General features: G+C 58.2%; 18 protein-coding genes. All 18 read left to right on the forward strand.

Annotation, left to right across the window (positions count from 1 at the left end; genetic code table 11):
* Positions 1 to 34: 34 nt before the first annotated feature.
* The 18 genes from OJJ21_RS15070 to OJJ21_RS15155 all read left to right on the forward strand — a co-directional run bounded on the left by OJJ21_RS15070 (position 35) and on the right by OJJ21_RS15155 (position 19,035).
* On the forward strand, positions 35 to 703 hold the full coding sequence (locus tag OJJ21_RS15070) for a class I SAM-dependent methyltransferase (protein ID WP_297687408.1): 669 nt from the start codon (positions 35 to 37) through the stop codon (positions 701 to 703).
* 24 nt (positions 704 to 727) lie between these two features.
* Positions 728 to 2,521 (forward strand): ABC transporter ATP-binding protein, encoded by a 1,794-nt coding sequence (locus OJJ21_RS15075; protein WP_297687409.1) that lies wholly within the window; start codon positions 728 to 730, stop codon positions 2,519 to 2,521.
* Positions 2,518 to 3,225 carry an acylneuraminate cytidylyltransferase family protein gene (locus OJJ21_RS15080; protein ID WP_297687410.1) on the forward strand — a complete coding sequence of 236 codons (708 nt, stop codon included), beginning with the start codon at positions 2,518 to 2,520 and terminating at the stop codon, positions 3,223 to 3,225. Before OJJ21_RS15075 ends, OJJ21_RS15080 begins: the two co-directional genes overlap by 4 nt.
* Positions 3,222 to 4,328, forward strand: coding sequence for a radical SAM protein (locus tag OJJ21_RS15085; protein ID WP_297687411.1), 1,107 nt, complete (start codon positions 3,222 to 3,224; stop codon positions 4,326 to 4,328). The genes OJJ21_RS15080 and OJJ21_RS15085 overlap by 4 nt, the downstream gene beginning before the upstream one ends.
* A gap of 24 nt (positions 4,329 to 4,352) precedes the next feature.
* Positions 4,353 to 5,744 carry a hypothetical protein gene (locus OJJ21_RS15090; RefSeq protein ID WP_297687412.1) on the forward strand — a complete coding sequence of 464 codons (1,392 nt, stop codon included), beginning with the start codon at positions 4,353 to 4,355 and terminating at the stop codon, positions 5,742 to 5,744.
* On the forward strand, positions 5,744 to 7,255 hold the full coding sequence (locus OJJ21_RS15095) for a hypothetical protein (protein ID WP_297687413.1): 1,512 nt from the start codon (positions 5,744 to 5,746) through the stop codon (positions 7,253 to 7,255). The genes OJJ21_RS15090 and OJJ21_RS15095 overlap by 1 nt, the downstream gene beginning before the upstream one ends.
* Positions 7,206 to 7,967 carry an NTP transferase domain-containing protein gene (locus OJJ21_RS15100; protein ID WP_297687414.1) on the forward strand — a complete coding sequence of 254 codons (762 nt, stop codon included), beginning with the start codon at positions 7,206 to 7,208 and terminating at the stop codon, positions 7,965 to 7,967. The genes OJJ21_RS15095 and OJJ21_RS15100 overlap by 50 nt, the downstream gene beginning before the upstream one ends.
* Positions 7,964 to 8,788: a formyltransferase family protein gene (locus tag OJJ21_RS15105; RefSeq protein ID WP_297687415.1), complete on the forward strand. Its 825-nt coding sequence runs from the start codon at positions 7,964 to 7,966 to the stop codon at positions 8,786 to 8,788. Before OJJ21_RS15100 ends, OJJ21_RS15105 begins: the two co-directional genes overlap by 4 nt.
* On the forward strand, positions 8,785 to 9,726 hold the full coding sequence (locus OJJ21_RS15110) for a polysaccharide deacetylase family protein (RefSeq protein ID WP_297687416.1): 942 nt from the start codon (positions 8,785 to 8,787) through the stop codon (positions 9,724 to 9,726). Before OJJ21_RS15105 ends, OJJ21_RS15110 begins: the two co-directional genes overlap by 4 nt.
* A complete protein-coding gene (locus OJJ21_RS15115) occupies positions 9,723 to 10,733 on the forward strand; it encodes an N-acetylneuraminate synthase family protein (RefSeq protein ID WP_297687417.1) in 1,011 nt (336 codons plus the stop codon). The genes OJJ21_RS15110 and OJJ21_RS15115 overlap by 4 nt, the downstream gene beginning before the upstream one ends.
* Before the next feature lie 21 nt (positions 10,734 to 10,754).
* The gene (gene asnB, locus OJJ21_RS15120) at positions 10,755 to 12,593 is read left to right on the forward strand and encodes an asparagine synthase (glutamine-hydrolyzing) (protein WP_297687418.1); all 1,839 of its coding nucleotides are present in this window, start codon (positions 10,755 to 10,757) and stop codon (positions 12,591 to 12,593) included.
* Between the two features lie 113 nt (positions 12,594 to 12,706).
* Complete coding sequence (locus OJJ21_RS15125; protein ID WP_297687419.1) at positions 12,707 to 13,348, forward strand: GNAT family N-acetyltransferase; 642 nt, start codon at positions 12,707 to 12,709, stop codon at positions 13,346 to 13,348.
* A gap of 1 nt (position 13,349) precedes the next feature.
* Positions 13,350 to 14,345 (forward strand): Gfo/Idh/MocA family oxidoreductase, encoded by a 996-nt coding sequence (locus OJJ21_RS15130; RefSeq protein WP_297687420.1) that lies wholly within the window; start codon positions 13,350 to 13,352, stop codon positions 14,343 to 14,345.
* A 35-nt stretch (positions 14,346 to 14,380) separates the two neighbouring features.
* The gene (locus OJJ21_RS15135) at positions 14,381 to 15,541 is read left to right on the forward strand and encodes a DegT/DnrJ/EryC1/StrS family aminotransferase (protein ID WP_297687421.1); all 1,161 of its coding nucleotides are present in this window, start codon (positions 14,381 to 14,383) and stop codon (positions 15,539 to 15,541) included.
* Between the two features lie 67 nt (positions 15,542 to 15,608).
* Positions 15,609 to 16,697, forward strand: coding sequence for an NAD-dependent epimerase/dehydratase family protein (locus tag OJJ21_RS15140; RefSeq protein ID WP_297687422.1), 1,089 nt, complete (start codon positions 15,609 to 15,611; stop codon positions 16,695 to 16,697).
* A 27-nt stretch (positions 16,698 to 16,724) separates the two neighbouring features.
* Positions 16,725 to 17,336 (forward strand): imidazole glycerol phosphate synthase subunit HisH, encoded by a 612-nt coding sequence (gene hisH, locus OJJ21_RS15145; protein WP_297687423.1) that lies wholly within the window; start codon positions 16,725 to 16,727, stop codon positions 17,334 to 17,336.
* Complete coding sequence (locus OJJ21_RS15150; RefSeq protein WP_297687424.1) at positions 17,333 to 18,088, forward strand: imidazole glycerol phosphate synthase cyclase subunit; 756 nt, start codon at positions 17,333 to 17,335, stop codon at positions 18,086 to 18,088. Before hisH ends, OJJ21_RS15150 begins: the two co-directional genes overlap by 4 nt.
* 5 nt (positions 18,089 to 18,093) lie before the next feature.
* Complete coding sequence (locus OJJ21_RS15155; RefSeq protein ID WP_297687425.1) at positions 18,094 to 19,035, forward strand: hypothetical protein; 942 nt, start codon at positions 18,094 to 18,096, stop codon at positions 19,033 to 19,035.
* Positions 19,036 to 19,049: the final 14 nt, after the last annotated feature.

Here is a 19,049-nt window from a genome sequence, read left to right on the forward strand (position 1 = left end):
CGCCTGCCGACCAAAGCCATCGAAAGCCTGACTGATGCCATTTGCTGAAGAGTGGGACCGCCTATACACCTCCAGCCGCCATCTGAGCATCTGGCCGTGGACCGACGTTGTGGCTTTGACGTTGCGCCACATCCGCCCCGCCTCACCTGATTTCCGGGTTCTGGAGCTGGGCTGCGGCGCGGGTGCCAATATTCCATTCTTCCGTTCGCTCGGCGTCGAATACTGGGCGATCGAAGGCAGTCCGGCGATCGTTGCGCAATTGCGCGAAACCTATCCCGACATGGCCGAGCGCATGCTGGTTGGCGATTTTACGCGCCAGATCGGCGCCCCCGGGCAATTCGACTTGATCCTGGACCGCGGCTCCCTGACGCACAACCAGACCTCCTGCCTGCGTCGCTCTCTGCAATTGCTCCGCAACGCACTGAAGCCTACCGGGCACCTTCTGTCGGTGGACATGTTCTCGACGGACTTCTCCGAATTCGCCGAGGGGGAAGCTGGCGAGGATCATTACACCCGAATCAACTTTACGCGGGGACGACTGGCCGGCACTGGCGTCGCCCATTTCGCCGATGAAGTGCATTTGCGTGACCTCCTGTCGGATTTCACTATCGAGGTTCTGGAGCACAAGACCGTTAGGCAATTTGAGCCCCAGAACGGCGTGTTTGCCGCCTGGAACATCATCGCCCGCCCGGCGAATGCATAAGCCTTCCCGACCGCGGATATCATAGTGGCTAAATCCTCCTCAAAACCGGAAGCACTCTGGCGCAGCCTGTCGGCCATCGTTGCCGATTATGTGCCGCAGCATCCGTGGCGTTTCCTCATTGCGCTCCTGCTTCTGCTGCTGGCAGGCCTGGCAGAAAGTGTCGGCGTTCTATCGCTGCTGCCGCTGCTTGAGATACTACTGTTCCGAGGCAATGCCCGTTTCGACAACCCCGTCATGCAGGTATTCCTGCAGGCCTATGCAGCCGTTGGCCTGGAACTGAATCTCACGACCGTTCTGGCCGGCATGCTGGCGGCCATACTGGTCAAGGCTGTGCTGCAATTTGTCTCCGAAGCGTATTTCGGCATCGTCTTCATCCAGATCACCCGCAACCTCCGCCTGCGCCTGCTGCGCGCCACCAGTGCGGCCAAATGGGCTTACTTCACCAGGGAACCGGCCGGCCGCCTGCTCAACGCTTTCACGACGGAAAGTCAGTCCTCCACCGATGCTGCAAAGCAACTGTTCGGGCTCGCCAACTTCACGATCCAAACACTTGTCTATTTCGCAACTGCACTGCTGATCTCGTGGGAATTCACCGCACTGGCCTTGGTCTCGGGCATCTTCCTGCTTGTCAGCCTGAACAAGCTGATCAGCGTCTCGCGGCGACATGGCCGCCGTCGTACGGAGTTGATGCGCACATTCAGCAGCGGTGTGATTGATTGGCTGCATGGACTGAAATCGCTGAAGGCGATGCATCTCGAAGGCCTGCTGGCCCGCCGGCTTGCGGAAAATGTCGAAGGCATCTGCCGGGCGCAAACCCGGATTCAGCTATATGGCAGCATCATCAAGGCGCTGCAAGAACCCTTCGGTATCGTGTTCCTGATGGGCGGCCTGATTCTCGCCGTTGAAGTGCTCGATGTGCCGCCGGCCGCCTTGCTTATTCTCGCCGGCATATTTCTCCGCACCATCGGTCGGATCAGCGGCATACAGAGTGCCCTGGTGAATATCGCCATCTTGGAATCGACCCACCACCAACTCGAAGCAACCATCCGCGCAGCCGAGGCTGCCGACGAGGCGCTTGAGAGCACGACGCATGGACGGCAGCCCCACCTGCAATCGGAATTGCGGGTCGAAGAGCTTTCCTTCTCCTACATCCCCGGCACCCCGGTGCTGGAAAATCTTTCGCTCAATGTGCCGGTTGGATCATTGGTTGCCGTTGTCGGGACGTCGGGCGCGGGCAAGTCGACGCTGCTGGATCTGTTGTCCGGCCTGTCGCGCACTGAAACCGGCCGCATCATGGTCGACGGCAAGCCGCTATGGGATCACGATATCGCAGCCTGGAGACGCAGCATCGGCTATGTGCCGCAAGAAGCCGCATTGCTGCACGACACCATCCGCAATAACCTCACGCTCGGCGGTGAGTTTTCCGAAACCGATATCCAAACCGCTCTAGAGCGCGCCGGTGCAGCCGAGTTTGTTGCGGCACAAGCGAATGGCCTGGAAACAATGGTCGGCGAACGCGGCGCCTCTCTGTCAGGTGGACAGCGGCAGCGCCTGAGCATTGCGCGCGCCCTGCTGAGAAAACCCATTCTCCTGCTGCTTGATGAGGCGACAAGCGCAATGGACGCTGAAACAGAGCGTGACTTCTGCGCAACGCTGGCAAAGCTGATTCCCGATATTACCGTCATCGCCATCACCCATCGCCCGGCGATCGAACGGATCGCATCTATTGCATACCGACTCGAGAATGGCCGGCTTACGGAACGGGCAGGCATGCTTCCATATCTGCCCAGTAGCGACAGAAACATCCAGACCGCTTGAAAACGCTCGCCATCATACCGGCACGAGGTGGCTCCAAGCGGGTGCCACGCAAGAATCTCGCTCCGTGCGCCAATCGCCCGCTCCTGGCGTGGACCGCCGAAGCCGTGCGCAACAGTCGGAGCGTGTCACGCGCGATCCTGTCGACCGATGACCCCGAGATCGCCGCAGCAGGCCGGGAACTGGGCTTTGAAGTGCCGTTTCTGCGCCCCACCGAACTTAGCCGTGATGATACGCCCATGCTGCCGGTGCTCCAGCACCTGCTCCGAGCAGTTCAAGACGATTCCACGATTGATGCCGTGATTCTGCTGCAACCGTCGTCACCGCTGCGCACTGGCCGGCATATTGACGAGGCCGTGGCCCTGTTCCAGAGCCAGCCCACCGGCTCCGTGGTCAGCGTGACCGTCGTGCCTCATCAGTACAATCCCTATAAGGTCATGCAGCAGCGGGACGGAGCCTTGGAGCCATTCCTGGCCAGCGAATACGTGCCCGGTGCCGCATCCTCAGCGTTACCACCCGTATTCGTTCGGAATGGACCGGCGATCGTCGTATCCAGACCAGCCGATATATTGGCTGGTACCCTGTACGCGAACCCCTGCCGGCCCTACCTCATGCAGCCGGAGGATTCGATTGATATCGACACTCCGTTCGACCTGATGCTTGCCGATGCCGCGTTACGACAGAGAACCTCTGAAGGTCCGGCGTGATTCCATCCATTCCCCTTACGGCAAGACAACGCCTGTGGCGCCAGGCGGTTCGCTGGATCCTCGGCAAGCCGCGCGCAACTGTCTATTCGCAGGATATCATCAACTCCCCGCTGCCGATTGATGTGGGCGCCGAGATCATCAACACCTGCAATGCTGACTGCTCATTTTGCGGTTATGGCAAAGGGCCGAAAGGCAAGGCTGCGGATCCGCGTCCGAAACGGAAGTTGGATCGGTCGATCTACTCCCACATTCTGAAGCTTTACTCCGATGCTGGTGGCGGCTCGTTTGCCTTGTCACCCATCCTGGGTGAGATAACCGCGCACCCGGACTGGATCGACATGGTGCGCGAGGCCCGCTCGCATGCCAACATCGTCGGCGTATCCTGCTTCACCAACGCAATCCTGTTCGATCGTTTCGACACGAAGGAGGTTCTGACCTCCGGCCTTACGCATATGGCCATCTCTACTAGTCTGGGGTCGCGCGAGCAATACAAGCGTCTCTATGGTGTCGATAAATACGATCAGGTTGTCAGCAATATCCTGAATCTTTTGCGTATGAACGCCACGCTTGGCCGCCCCATCCTTTTCAGCCTGCTGCTGCGGATCGATAAGCCGTTCGACGTCTTCCTGTCCTCTGATCTCTACAAGGAGATCACCACCTATATCGATCCAGGCAACATCGAGATTCTCGATAACCTCTGGGATGACTTCCACGGCGTTATCGGACAGGACGGCATACCTGTCGGGCATGAATTCAAGTATAACGCCGTCGACAAGACCGTTCCCTGCTATGCGCTCTTCCGCAAGCTCCAGGTCCTGATCGATGGCACGATACAAGGTTGCTCATGCCGCGTTGAACCGGAACTATGGGCCGGCAACATCAAGGATTATCAGAGTCTGGGCAGCGCCTGGCGCGATCCGGCCCTGCAGCGCTTGCGCGACAACTGGGCCGCAGGAAACATTCCCGACTGCTGCAAGAAATGCTCGCATTATCAGCCCTTCACTAACCTGATTGAAGATACCTCGCCGGCGCGGCTGGCGCGCAGCCTGGCTCGTCGCCTTCTGCGCCGGCGTCCGCGCGAAGCCGTCATGTCGGATTCGTAACACTTCCCCGAAGGCACAGCACCCTTGTCCAACATGCTTAAGTCTGGCGGCCTCCGCCTGCTCAGGTCCTTGCTCAGTTCCGAGCCCGGCCTGTTCCTGATTGCACTGGCTGTGTCCTGCACGTTGAAGCCGATCAACACCGGCCGTGCTGACGGGAAGACTCGACTGAGAGTGGCCGTCTTCAGCCGTGAGCGCTGGCGTCAGGATGTAGAGACCCTTGGCCGGATCGAGAACCTGCAGCTGTTGGATTTCCCCACCCGTCTGGTGGAGCTGATCAATGCAATCCTACAACCACCCCGGACGCGGCGGCGCTATGCGCCCGGCGACTACTTCCTTGAAGCCGACCCCATGGTCCTCGAGGATCGCGACCGTCACGCCGCACGTATTGCCAAGGTCATGCAGTGGGTTCGAAAATGGCGGCGACTCGATTGCGCGGTCAGCGGTGCGTTCAAATATGTCCGGGAAGTGCCCTTTGCACGTGCTTGCAACTATATCAACCTGCCATTCGTCGCCCTGCACAAAGAATTCACCGTGCTTGAACCACAGCATGTCGCCCAACGGGCGACCGAAGCGCGCAACCTCGGTTTCCGTTTCTTTGGTAGTCATTTGGCCGTGGTCAGTGAAACGGCAAAAAAACTGATGGCGGATGCAGGGATTTTCCCGTCGACCAAGATTTCCACGATCGGTCTGATGCGCGCGGATTCCCTGCACCGGGAAGCGCATCTGCCACAGGCCACAGCCTCCTCCGGCCAACGCCCGCAACTGACGCTTTTTTCCTTTGGCACTCTGACCGGTCCATTTCCGTCGCCACTGCCACCCTTGCGCTCTTATTACTTCAGCGCCGATGAAAGTTGCGGCTTCACTGAGCTTTTTGCCGATGTGCATGGCGGCTTTGCGGAAATGGCGATCAAGCACCCGGAAGCCGACTTCCTGATCAAGCCCAAGAATGTGGAAGACTGGTGGATCCGCGAAATCGACGCCATTGTCCGGTCGGCGACCGGCCTGCAGATCCGCGACATCCCCAACCTGCGCATCGTTGGCGACTCCGCTCCGATATTGATGCGCCGATCGCTGGCCAACATCGTCCTGAACTCCACCACGGTCATCGAATCGCGCGTGCTGGATCGCAATACGATTATTCCGATCTTCGCCGAAGCAGCAGGGCGACACGCAGACATGATTTATTTCCGGGATTATCTTGATCTTTTCAGCATTGCGGAATCCAAGCAGGGCCTCCAGAAACTTTTGGAACAGGCACTGCAAGGACATGATCTGCGCCGGGGCAGCCCGGAACGGCTCCAGGCATTCTTAAATCAGCAGATCGGCAATCCGGACGGTCGCGCGGCCGAACGATTCTCCGAGCTGCTACATCGCGCGGCCGGCAAGTCCGAGTACCGCTCCGGCGCCGCCGCCTGATGATGCTTAGCAAGAAAACTATTGTCATACTGCCGCGCCACTCTACATCGTGGGCTGAAATGCTGCCGATAGCGCAGCGGATACGCGACACCGACCAGTTGCATTCCCTCATTGTGCTGGCCAATGACTATACCGCAGCCCGCAAGCACATTCTAGAAACCGAACAATTGCCGTTCGTTGATCTGTATAGCGAAATTGCAACCAGGATGTCGGCTACAGCGGGTGTGGCGGCATGGCTTCTGGCACACATCAAAGACAGGGTTGAGAACAGCCCCCGCTTCGCCAACTGGCTGCCCGTCGCCATGCTCCGCATGATCGAATTGCGTCGCCAGCTTGGCGTAGAACGGGACATTTTCCGCAACTTCCTGCACAGTTGTCAGGCGAAAGCCGTCCTGCTGCCCGGCGATCGTGAACTATCCCCGGTTCCCTCTATGCTGCGCGCCTGCCGTGATGAGCATGTGCCAACCTTGATCGCAGCAACCAATCTGCCTTATTCAGGCGGACTGGAAGTTACCCGCCTGAACGATCCGGGCCACCAGTCCGAGCTTCATAGAGGTGCGCCACTGCTGAGCGTTCTGGCGGCGTGGCTTCATCCCAAACAAACTCTGCGCTCCAGTTATGGCCGCCTGCTGTTCTCACCCGGCTGGCGCACATTTGCCCTGGCCCTGGAAAACATGCTGCCAGAGCAGCCCTGGATACAGGGTGGCGGGTTGAGCGATTTCATCCTGCAGCATAACCGCAGCAAGCTGATGGAATACCTTCGGCAGGGCCTCTCCGATTCGAAGGTAGTGGGCATCGGCGACGTGACGCTTGATCCGCTGCATCGAAACCTGTTCCGGAAGGAAGCCCTGCGCAAAGAACTGTCGGGGCGCTACGGCATCGCTGACGGCCGTCCGCTGGTGGTGATGGCCGTACCCAATGAGGCCGAACACGATCTCTGCGACTGGCCCACGCACCTGCAGCGCCAGGAGTCCTTCTGGTCCAAGATTGCGCGCCATGATGCTACCGTCCTGTTGAGCCTGCACCCAAAATCCGAGCGCAAGAACTATCAAGCTCTCGCCGATCGTTGCGGCTTCCACTTCGCAGACGAGCGGCTTCACGACATCCTTCCGGCCGCGGATTTGTTCGTTTGCAGCTGCTCGACGACCTGCCTGTGGGCAAAGCTGTGCGCCGTGCCAGTCCTGAATATGGATTATCTCGGCCTGCGCCTGGATTACTTCCGCGAACCCTGCGGCGTATTCGAGGTATACACACCGGACGAATGCGCGGCGGTGCTGCCGATTGCGCTCGCCTATACCCGATCACCGCAAATGCTCGATCTTCGGCAGCAGGCCGCTCGCATTGCCCAGGATACCATATTCGATGGCAAGGCCATGGATCGCCTGATGCGTTTCGTAGAGCTGCTAGCGTCCGGCGAACCGGTGAGCGGCCCCCTGATCCCAGAAGCTTGGCGCACGAAAGATGCAAGTCAGCATCCAACCGGCAAGCTTTTACACCCACATTATGGCTGAGACCTCGAAACCGCTCGATCGCACGACGGCCGTCGTGCTGTTCGGTCGTTTCAACTCGAGTCGCCTGCCCGGCAAAGTGCTGCTGCCGCTGGGCGACCGCCCGATGCTCGGGCGTGTCATCGACCGGATGCGCCTCCTGTCCACACCCGCAAGAATTATTGTTGCCACCAGCGACCAGCCGGACGACGACGGGATTGCTTCTTTTGCCGAATCCGAAGCCGTGGACGTTTTCCGTGGCGATAAAAACGACGTGCTCGCCCGCGCCGTCGCCTGTGTCGATCATTTCAAATTGGACAGGTTCGTACGCATTTGCTGCGATAGCCCGTTCATGGATACTGAGCTGGTGGATCACCTTCTGGCGTTGCATGCGGAGGAAAATGCTGAGCTCGCCACCAACATGTTGCCGCGCAGCTACCCCTTTGGCATCTCCGTCGAGATTCTAACGGCAGGCCTGACCCGACGCCTGGATCGGGACGCGAGCGATCCCGAAGATCGTGAACACCTGACAAGGTTCTGTTACCGGTTCCCCGAGCGTTTTCATATCGCGCGACATTCCGCCACGCATGAACGCTACATCGGATTGCGCCTCGTCGTTGACACCCCGGAAGACTACGCCCGGGCGGAAGCCATCACACGCCATCTCGGAGTACGACCGGAAACCGCCACGCTTGACCAAGTGGTCGCGGCGGCAAGTGCGAACCAGGTCGAATGACCATGCGCATCGGCATACTCACCACCGACACGCCTCATCATCGCTATTTTATCCGCGAGCTTTATCGCTTGCTGCCTGCACCGGCCCATCTGTCCTTCGTGATGTTTGAAACCAAACCTTATCCTTGGATTAGCCGCGCCAAGGCATTCTTCATCCAGAAGCTGCCCAATGCCTGGATTGGCCTGCTGGGGAACCCTTATCTTCAATCCAAAAATCTCGCCCGATCGGTTCTCGCCTATGAGCGGGCTCGCTTCTTCGTCGACGGCGATGATGCGCTGCCCCCCGATCTCCCCCTGATAACAGTCGCAGACGTCAACGATGCGGATGCGGCGGCCTTCCTGGACCAACATCCCACCGACATCCTGTTTGTCTACGGAACCGGCCTGGTGAAACCTTCTGTATACCGGCGCGCCGCGGTCGCGGCGATTAATGCCCATGGTGGCCTGCTGCCGAATTACCGCGGCCTCGATACAAATCTATGGGCCGCACTCGAAGGCCACCCCGAAGATATGGCCATCACGCTTCATCACGTCGCCGAAAAATTTGATACCGGCGACATTCTTGCCGAACAGCGCCTCCAGCCGGCGCCTGACCTGTCGCTCGTCAGCCTGCGGTACCACGTCACGGTCACGCTGGTGCCGATGACCCTCAATCTTCTGTCGCGCTTTCTGGCCGGCAATGTCGCTTCTGCTCCCCAAACGGGATCCGGCCGATACTACGGCCCGATGCCGCATCTGATGAAGATTCGTGCCGGCCGGATAATCGCCCGCTGGGCGGCCCGGACGCATATGCAAGCCCGCATTCAGGAGTCCACGCCATGACCGCCTATGATGTGCTACTGTATCATGGCGTATACGATACCGGCTTGCAGACCCGGCCCCGCAACCGCTCCGGCAAGCATATTCCGAGCGACCGCTTCCAGGCGGAGATGCGCCATCTTGCCGCCAATCGTGCCGTTGTTTCGATGGCGGACATTGCCGATGCCTATGCCGGACGAAAAACCCTGCCTGCAGGTGCCGTGGCAGTGACCTTCGATGATGGATTTCTCAACAACTATCAGTCAGCCTGGCCCATCCTCGAGGAATTCGGCGTTCCGGCAACAATCTACATTGCCACCGGATATATCGGTACCGGCCGGATGATCTGGAGCGATCAGCTGGAGACCAGTATCCTGGATACTGATCAGAGCCATCTTGATATTGCAGTCGCCGGCCAGTCTTTTTACTACCCACTCGACTCAAGCGCAGGCCGTGTTGCCGCTTTTCTTGATATTAAGACACGCTGCAAGGCGCTACCCAATGAAGATAAAGACCGCGTCGTTCGCGCTGTGACAGACACCCTTGGCCACGGCTCGTCGGGCGATCATCCGCTATATGCCTTCATGAACTGGGATCAGGTACGCGAGATGAACCGGTCTCCGCTGATATCCTTCGGTGCCCACACGATCGATCACATCTCCCTGGCTAAAGTGCCGCTGCCGGAGATGCATCGTCAGATCGATGAATCGGTAAGCCATCTTGCCAGGATGATCGATGAGCCCTCCCCCTTCTTCTCTTATCCGGAAGGCCAGGCAGGCGACTACAATGACTCTGTCATTGCATATTTGAAGCAGCGCGGCTTTGATCATTGCCCGACCGCCATCGAAGGCAGCAATACGATCGAGGATGTCGGGCCATTCCACATCCGCAGAATCATGGTGGGCTTCGAAGGACGGCCATATCCCTTCGCCAGTGTCGAGGAGCTCGGGTACAAGGCATGAAAATCTTTGGAAAATCGCTTGATCGAGAAATCGCCGTCGTGGCAGAGATCGGGGTCAACCACGAAGGCGATCCGGCAGCGGCTTCGCGCCTGCTACAGCTTGCAGCCGATACGGGCGTGGATGCTGTAAAGTTCCAGAGCTATACGCCGGAGCGTTACGCCTCGGCCTCCGATCCGGAGCGCCTGGCCCGCGTTTCGCGCTTCGCACTGGACGAGAGCGCTCATCGCCGTCTCGCCGCAGAGGCCGCCGAGCTGGGTGTGGCATTCTTCTCCACCCCGCTGACGGAGGATTGGGTAGATCGTCTGTCGCCGATGGTGCCTGCTTACAAGATTGCATCGGGCGATCTGACGTTCGAACCGGTTATCCGTGCCGCCGCGCGCAGTGGCAAGCCCGTCATCCTGTCGACTGGCCTAGGCACAATCGAAGAAATCGATGCGGCCATTGGTTGGGTGCGGAGCGAAATCGGCACCGCCCCTCTGACCGAGCGCCTGATTCTGATGCACTGCGTCAGTGCATATCCGACACCCATGAATGAAGCCAACATTCGGGCGATCCCGTTCATGCGCGACCGCTACGGCCTATATGTCGGATACAGCAATCATGTCATCGGTCCGGAGGCTTGCTGGGGTGCCATTGCCCTTGGCGCCACAGTACTTGAAGTCCATATGACCGATCAAAAAGCCAACCGCACGTTCCGTGACCACGAGCTGAGTTTTGAGCCCGACGAATTGCGTGACCTGGTCGGCCAGGTCACGCGCATCCAAGCGAGCCTCGGCTCATATGACAAGCAGCGCATGCCGAGCGAAACCGGGAATCTGATAGCAGTCCGCAAAGGCGTCGTGGCCGCCCGCGATCTGGATGCCGGCGCGGTGCTGACCGAATCCGACCTCATGTATGCCCGGCCGGCCCGTGAATTCCCCGCTGCCGACCTGCACGTCCTGATCGGCCGGAAACTGCACACCGCTCGCCGCGGCGGCGAACTGATCGCCCGGCAGGACATAGAATAGACCGGCTGCAAGAATAGTATCATGTGTGGCATTGCAGGAAGCTTCGGCAACACACCGCTCAGTAATGAGCGGGTGGCTGCGACACTGGCGGCGATGAACAATCGCGGACCAGATGCCGCGGCGCACTGGCAGGGCGATCTTGCAGGGCACGGCGTGAATCTGCTGCACACGCGCCTGGCCATCGTCGATCTTGACGACAGGTCAAACCAGCCCTTTGTGAAAGATCATCTGAGCCTTTGCTACAACGGTGAAATCTACAATTACAAAGAACTGCGCCACGAACTTGAAGGCCTGGGCCACACATTCATCACCGATAGCGATACGGAAGTCGTCATCGAGGCCTATCGTCGCTGGGGTGTCGATTGTCTCAAACGCATGGAAGGAATGTGGGCCTTCGCCTTGACCGACGGCAAAGCCGGCAGCCTGCTTCTCAGTCGGGACCGTTTCGGCGAAAAGCCACTGTATTATCGCTGGGATGCCACGAGGAAGACGCTGTATTTCGCGTCACAGACATCATTTCTTCGTACGCTCGGATCCAAGGATACCGGTCTCAATCATGACCATATCCGGCGTTTTCTTGTTCAAGGCTACAAGTCGTTGTTCAAGTCCCCGGACAGTTATTATAACGACGTGCGTCAATTACCCCAAGCCAGCTACGCGCTCCTGACCCGGCCCGCCGAGCCACAACCCGTGCGCTACTGGACCCTATCCTATGCGCCCCGGAACATGTCACTCCACGAGGCCGAAATGGAGATTCGTCGTCTTGTGGACGACGCGCTACGCCTGCGTCTTCGCGCCGATGTCCCGATCGCGTTCTGCCTGAGTGGCGGAGTCGACTCAACTACCCTGGCCGGCATCGCACATCATGAATTCAGGCAGAGCATCCACGCCTTCAGCATATACGATGACGACAGCCGCTACGACGAATCCGAGAATGTCGAGCGTGTTGTCAGGACACTTGGCTGCGACCACCACATCACCCATACCTCGAAGGATGGCTTTCTCGAACGCATGAAGCGTCTGATCGCTTATCACGACGCTCCCCTGGCCACGATCAGCTTCTATGTCGAATCTTTCCTGGCCGAGGCCATTCGCGCCAACGGTTACAAAGTAGCCATTACCGGCACAGGGGCCGATGAGCTGTTCACCGGTTATTATGACCATTACAATTTTTGGCTGGCCGACCGACAGAAGAGTGGAAATATCGACGACTTGATCACCGACTGGCGCAAGGGTTATGGCGGTTTCGTCAGAAACCCTGTACTCAGCGATCCACTCTGCTTTGCCAAACAGCCGGAACGGCGCGACCACATCTATCTGAATGAAGATATTTTCAACGGGTTGATGCACGAGCCTATGGCGGCCGGATTTCACGAAATGCCTTACGGCGGAGACCTCCTGCATCGCCGACTTCTGAACGAAATATGGCATGAAAGCCTGCCGTTACTCCTCGACCAGAACGATCTGGTCTTCATGCAGGAGTCGATCGAGAATCGCACCCCGTTCCTGGACCGGCAGCTTGCGGAATTCCTGTTTACCGTGCCGGCAGAACACCTTATCTACGACGGCTATCCCAAATGGCTACTGCGTGCCGCAGGCGCTGGCCGGGTGCCGGATGAGGTACGGCTTGACCGGCGCAAACGCGGTTTCAACGTACCCATCGGCTCTCTCATCGATGTCAAGTCTGCCGAAACACGGGACTGGATGATGGCTGACGGCCCAATATTCGATATTGTCGATCGCACCCGCTTCACCGACTTTCTTGAGAGTGCCGACGAACGGAACAGCTTCTCAAAATTCATCTTCAGCTTCATATCGGCACGCATATTCCTCGATCAGGCCGAGGCCGCTGCGTCGTGACGCCGCACACTTGCCCTTCGCGGTTGCAACCGTTTCTGTCGCATCAAGCCTTTGAAGCCGGTTTTTTCGGAGGGCCCGTTTGGCGCATCGCTCTTCCGACCGAGGCTGATACGATGAGGGAGATCGTCCGATTCCTGGAGTCTTCGGCATCTTGCCTAGCCTTCTGCCGCATACCGTCAGATGCCCAGGCCAGTACCGATCTGCTTCTGTCTGCCGGCTTCACCTGTATTGAGGAGCTTGTGACACTGGAATGCGACTTGTCCGGCGAGACCCTAGTCAAGCTATCCAACCCGGCCATCACCATCGCCACATCGACCGATCTGGCGGCTATCACTGCCATTGCCACACAGGCATTCAGGCATGACCGCTATCATGCGGATATAAAAATTCCAGGCGCCATTGCGGATTCGATCAAGGCCGCATGGGCCCGCAACAACGCGGCCGGACGTGCTGATGCAACATTCCTCTTCCGCAGACAGGATGAGGTGTGCGGTTTCAACACCTGCCTCCTGCGCGACAAGACTGCGTTGATCGACTTGATTGCAGTGGCGCCTGCCCATCAGGCTAGCGGGGTAGGCAGTGCCCTGGTCACTGCGGCGCAGGATCATTACGTGAAACGCTGCAATTCCCTGCAGGTCGGCACGCAAAGCAGCAATCATGGCTCACTCCGATTGTACGAGAAGCATGGCTTCCGCAGAATCCGTATCGATCGGACATTTCATTGGCACCCATCCGCGATGAAAGCGACGACCTGAGATGATGCGCGTTGGTATTGTCGGTCTTGGCGTGGGTGAGGCGCACCTGCGCAGTTACGAGTCACTCCCAGACTGCGAGGTTTCGGTTATCTGCGACATTGACCCCGACCGGCTGCAGCTAATTGGGAATCGCTACGGTGTCGCGCGCCGCACGACTGACTGGCGTCATGTTACCGAAGCCACCGACATCGATATCGTCTCGATATGCTCCTACGATGACGCGCATTCCGAGCAGTGCATATCCGCGTTCCAAAACGGAAAGCATGTCTTTGTTGAAAAGCCGGTGGCGCTTTTCCGACGCGATGCCGAAGCCATACTGCGGGCACAGCAGGATGCAAAACGGACGCTCAGTTCGAACTTGATCCTGCGTGAGAGTCCGCGCTTCAAAGAGCTGCGCCGACAGGTTCAGGCCGGCGAATACGGCGAGATCATATGTATTGAGGGCGACTACTTGCACGACATCCTCTGGAAGATCATCCGGGGTTGGCGCGGACAGATGCCCTACTATTCCACGATTTATGGCGGCGGCATCCATCTTATCGACCTGATGCGGTGGATTGTCGGCGCCGAGGTTGCCGAAGTCGCTACCTTCGGCAACAAGATCTTAACCCGCGATACATCATACCGCTTCGACGACACTTTCCTGACGATGCTCAAATTCCAAAACCAGACACTCGGGAAATGCCTGACGACACTCGGACCGGCGCGGCCAAAGTTCCACGCGCTTAACGTTTATGGAACCAAACGCAGCTTCGAAAACGACACGCCAGATGCCAAGGTGTTTTCCGGCGATCAGCCAGAAAACGAGAGTAAAGTGGTGACGCCGTATCCAGGAATGGAAAAGGGTGACCTGATTCCAGAGTTCGTCGAGGCGATCAGCAATCACCGACAGCCTAATGTGAACCATATCGACGTCTTCCGCGTGATGGATGTCTGCTTTGCGGCAATGGAAGCCGCAGAGCAGCGCCGGACGATATCTATCAGCTATTTAATCTGACCGTGCTTCACATCACTTAAGGAACAAGCGTCATCATGACTATCGAGAATCCGATTCCTTTCGGTCGCCCGCAAATGGGCCAGGCGGAAATCGATGCCGTGGTCCAGGTATTATCCGGTCCGCAGCTTGTACATGGCCCAGTCGCCAAGGCATTCGAGCAGCGGTTTGCCGCGCGTGCAGGTGCAAAGCACGCCATTACCGTGTCATCCTGCACGACTGGGCTGCATTTGGTACTTCACGTCCATGACATCGGTCCTGGTGACGAGGTTATTGTGCCGGCGATGACCCATGTGGCAACCGCCAACGCCGTTGAATACTGCCGCGCCAAGCCTGTTTTCGCCGACATTCTGCCTGACAGCGGCAATATCGACCCTGCCCATGTCCAGTCGCTCCTGACGCCAGCAACCCGCGCCATCATCCCCGTGCATTACCTTGGTCTGCCTTGCGATATGGACCGCCTTGAGGCTCTCGCTCGTCCGGCGAATGCCTTCCTGCTGGAGGACTGCGCTCTGGCCCTGGATGCTGATTATGATGGCCGCAAAGCCGGCACACTGGGCCTCGCCGGCACCTTCTCGTTCTACCCTGCCAAGCATATGACAACGGCCGAAGGTGGTATGATTATCACCGATGATGATAATCTGGCCCAACGTTTGGGGCGCGCCAAAGCATTCTCCTATGATCGCGGCCTGGGCGAACGGACAAAGCCCGGCATCTATGATGTGGTCGGCTTGGGATTCAATTATCGGATGAGCGAAGTGCATGCCGCTATCGGGCTGGCACAGATGGACCGACTCGATGAAATTCAGAAGGTGCGGGCACGGAATTACGCCGCCTTGCGCGATAGCCTTGCCGGCCTGGATGAAGTGACCGTATTTGCACCGCAGCAGGGCAAGGCGCGCTCGTCGCATTACTGCCTGAACGCCATCCTGCCGCACGATCGCAGTATTGATCGCGACGCTGTCGTGCAAAGCCTCAATGCACAGGGCATCGGTACCAGCGTTCACTATCCGAGCGCAGTACCACTATTCACTTTCTACCGCGAAAAATACGGCTACCGCCCGGGTCAGTTCCCAGTGGCGGAATGGATGGCCGAACAGACGATCTCACTTCCCGTCGGACCTCACCTGCATGATGGCGACCCCGAGCGGATCGGAGCTGCGATGAAGACCGCCATCATGCAAGCAAAGCGCCAGTAACCGCCGCCCGGCAACAACACTATTCGCAAGTATCCGGAATTATCCCAGAGAAAATGGACATTGCACTATGACTGAAATTTCCTATCAGAGCTGCATCGATAAGCTTGCTGGTGAACGTGTCATGCTGGTTGGCGGCGCCGGCTTCATCGGCCACAACCTTGCGCTGGAACTGACCAGCAAGGGCATCGAGACGATGATCTTTGACAATCTGATGTTCAACAGCTTGATCGAGAACGTCTACAACAATCAGCGCGAAGCCGTACAGGCCGAGCTGTATCGTGGTTTTCTGCTTGAACGTTTCGAGATTCTGCGTAAATCGCCGAAGCTGACTATGAAGAACGGCGATGCCCGCATCATGACCGATCTGGCACGCGCCTTTCATGAATTCAAGCCGACCAAGGTGGTTCACCTGTCGGCAATCGCCAGTGCAGTACGCGCGCGACACGATCCCGGCCTGTGCTTCGACCTGCAGTTGGTGACATTGCGCAATGTTCTTGAACTCTGCCGCGAACGTGTCGGCGAAATCAATCAGATCATGCTGCTGAGTTCCAGCACCGTATATGGCGACTTTGAGACCCCGACGGTCACCGAGGATACTCGTCCACAGCCGAAAGGCATTTACGCCAACACGAAATACATGGCAGAGCGACTGGTCCGCACCTACTGCCATCAGCACGGACTTGGCACCACGATCATCCGTCCCAGCGCGCTGTATGGCGAACGCTGCGTCAGCCAGCGCGTCAGCCAGATGTTCATCGAGAATGCTCTGGCTGGAAAGCCGCTTCGACTTGAAGGCGGCGGCGACGGCCGCCTGGACTTCACCTATATCGCCGACCTTGTGGACGGCATGGTGCGTGCATTGGCGCTGCATGAGGGAAGCGGGATCAGCGAAACATTCAACATCACTTATGGCAATGCCCGCACCATTAAGGACCTGTTCGACATCGTGAAAGAAATGGTGCCCAACGCTATCGGCGTTGAGACAGCCCGGGCCGAGGACAAGCCTGTTCGCGGCACGCTCTCCACGGCCCATGCAGAAGAGAAGCTTGGCTTCAAGGCGTCCTGGTCCCTGGAAACCGGCTATCGTCGCTATGCCGAGTGGTATATCGAGCGCTGGGATCAGGCCCGGCAGCGTACGCTCACCAATTCCCAGTAGCGAAAATAGTGAGCGGACTGACCTGAGATGATTGGTGTCATCGACTATGGCCTGGGCAACCTGAGGTCAGTGGTCGGCGCGTTGGGGAAACTCGGTGCGAGCGCAGAGCTCGTCGCAACACCGCAGGCTGTGGCCCGGGCTGACAAGCTTATTCTGCCTGGGGTCGGTGCATTCGGCCGGGGCATAAACAACCTGCGGGAACGCGGCCTCGATGCTGTCATTCGCGATCGCGTTCTCACAGCCGGTATTCCCATCTTGGGCATTTGCCTGGGTATGCAACTGTTAGCAAGCCAGAGTTCGGAATTCGGTCAGCATCCCGGACTAGACTTGATCCCCGGCGACGTCACACGCCTTACCTCTGATGCCACGGGAGAACGCGTCCCTCATGTCGGTTGGAATACAATCCGACAAATCGAATTCAGCCGTTTGCTGCAGGGCGTATCCGAAAACGCCTATTTCTATCACGTCCACAGCTTCCACTTCCGGCCGAAGGACGAGACTGCGGCCGTTGCCGAATGCACCCATGGCCATGCCTTCTGCACTGTCGTCGAGAAGGGGCATATTTTCGGGGCGCAGTTCCACCCTGAGAAAAGCCAGCGGCAGGGCCTGCAGGTATTGACGAACTATCTCGCGCTATGACCGCCCTCAGCAAACGCATCGTCACGGTGCTGACATTCAACAACGGCGTGCTGTTCCGCACAAAGCTGTTCCATCCGGACTACCGCTATACACTGAATTTTGTGGATGCGTGGTCAGTGGATGAAATCGTGGTCCTCGACGTCACCCGCCAGGGCGGCACCGGAGCGAAAGAATTCCATGATGCGATCGGCGGTTTTGCAAGCCGCTGCTTCGTTCCGCTTGCGGCCGGCGGCGGTATCCGCACTCTCGACGATGTCGCGCGCTTTCTTGACAGCGGCGCCGACAAGATTGTCATCAACACTGGCGCGCTGCAGAGGCCAAGTCTGATTACAGAAATCGCCGAAAGCTATGGCTCGCAATGCGTTGTCCTGTCAATTGACGCCAAACAGACAGCCGATGGCGGGTACGAAGTGTATGCGGATGCCGGCAGCATGCCGACCGGGCGCCGCCCGCGCGAATGGGCGCAGGAAGCCGAACAACTCGGCGCCGGCGAAATTCTGATAACATCGATCGATCGCGATGGATCGCTGGAAGGCTACGATCTCAACCTCTCCAGCCAGGTTGCAGAGGCGGTCGGCATTCCGGTTCTGGCGCTGGGCGGCTGTGGCAGTTGGGCGCACATGCAAGATTTATTCTCTAACACATCGGTCGATGCCGCCTGTACGCAGAATATTTACCATTTTACCGAAACCAGCATCCGCAGTGCGAAATCGTTTCTTTCAAAGCGCGGCGTAGCGATCCGAACCGAGTAATTTTTTTGAACATCATGTCAGCCGATCAACCACTGCATCGCGGCCCACCATTGAAATTCATTCATGTCGGGCATCACAAATGCGGCAGCACATTCCTGCAGTATGAAGTCCTGCCCAAGATCCACGCCTTGCGCCAGCCATCCGGCAAACAGCCGGATGGAACCTCGGACCTGCGCTTCCGTCGCGCCTGGATTTCTCTAGCCAGCCAGGGCGATGGCGGGTTCGACATTGAGGCGGTCGCGCGTGAATTCTCCAGAAAGGACTTCAACTGCCTGTCGAACGAGGCTTTTTCCGGATATGGCTCGATCGCCGCCGCCACGGGAAGCCATGCGCCGCTGGCGGCGCAACGCCTGCATCGAATATTTGGCGACGTTCCTGTATTGATTGTCATCCGCAATCAACGTTCGATCGTCCAATCCCTCTACATGGATGATGTCGAGTACGGCTATGTCGCCGACTTCGAGGCATGGGCGCGGCACCGGCATTTCCACAATATGCTGGACTGGTTCCGCTACGCACCTCTCATTGAGGCCTACCAAACGGCTTTCGGCCAACAGCGCGTCCATGTAATTACGGCTGAAGACCTGTATCGCCGGGAGACAATCGAAGCTGTACTGCAGCGCTTCGACATACCTTCCGATGGCCTAGATGCCGTGGATTTCGGACGGCGCGTCAACGATAGCCCCTGCGGCCCCGTCGTCTGGTTGACGCGGCAGTTGTTCCGCCGGATCGGTACACCCGCAAATATGGGACGGGGGATGGTCTATAATTTCTGGATCGATCACGCACGATGGACACTCGACAGGTTGCTTCGCCAGGCCGGCGCGGCCCGCGCCGAATATAATTTCTTGGGATATGAAGACATCCTGCGGGAGACATTTCATGCCGATAACCTTCGGGTAACTGCGCTGACCGGCCTTGACCTCACAGTGCATAACTATCCGTAGGATTGACGGATCGC

The sequence above is a fragment of the Ferrovibrio sp. genome, from assembly GCF_025869515.1.
Taxonomy (GTDB): Bacteria; Pseudomonadota; Alphaproteobacteria; order Ferrovibrionales; family Ferrovibrionaceae; genus Ferrovibrio.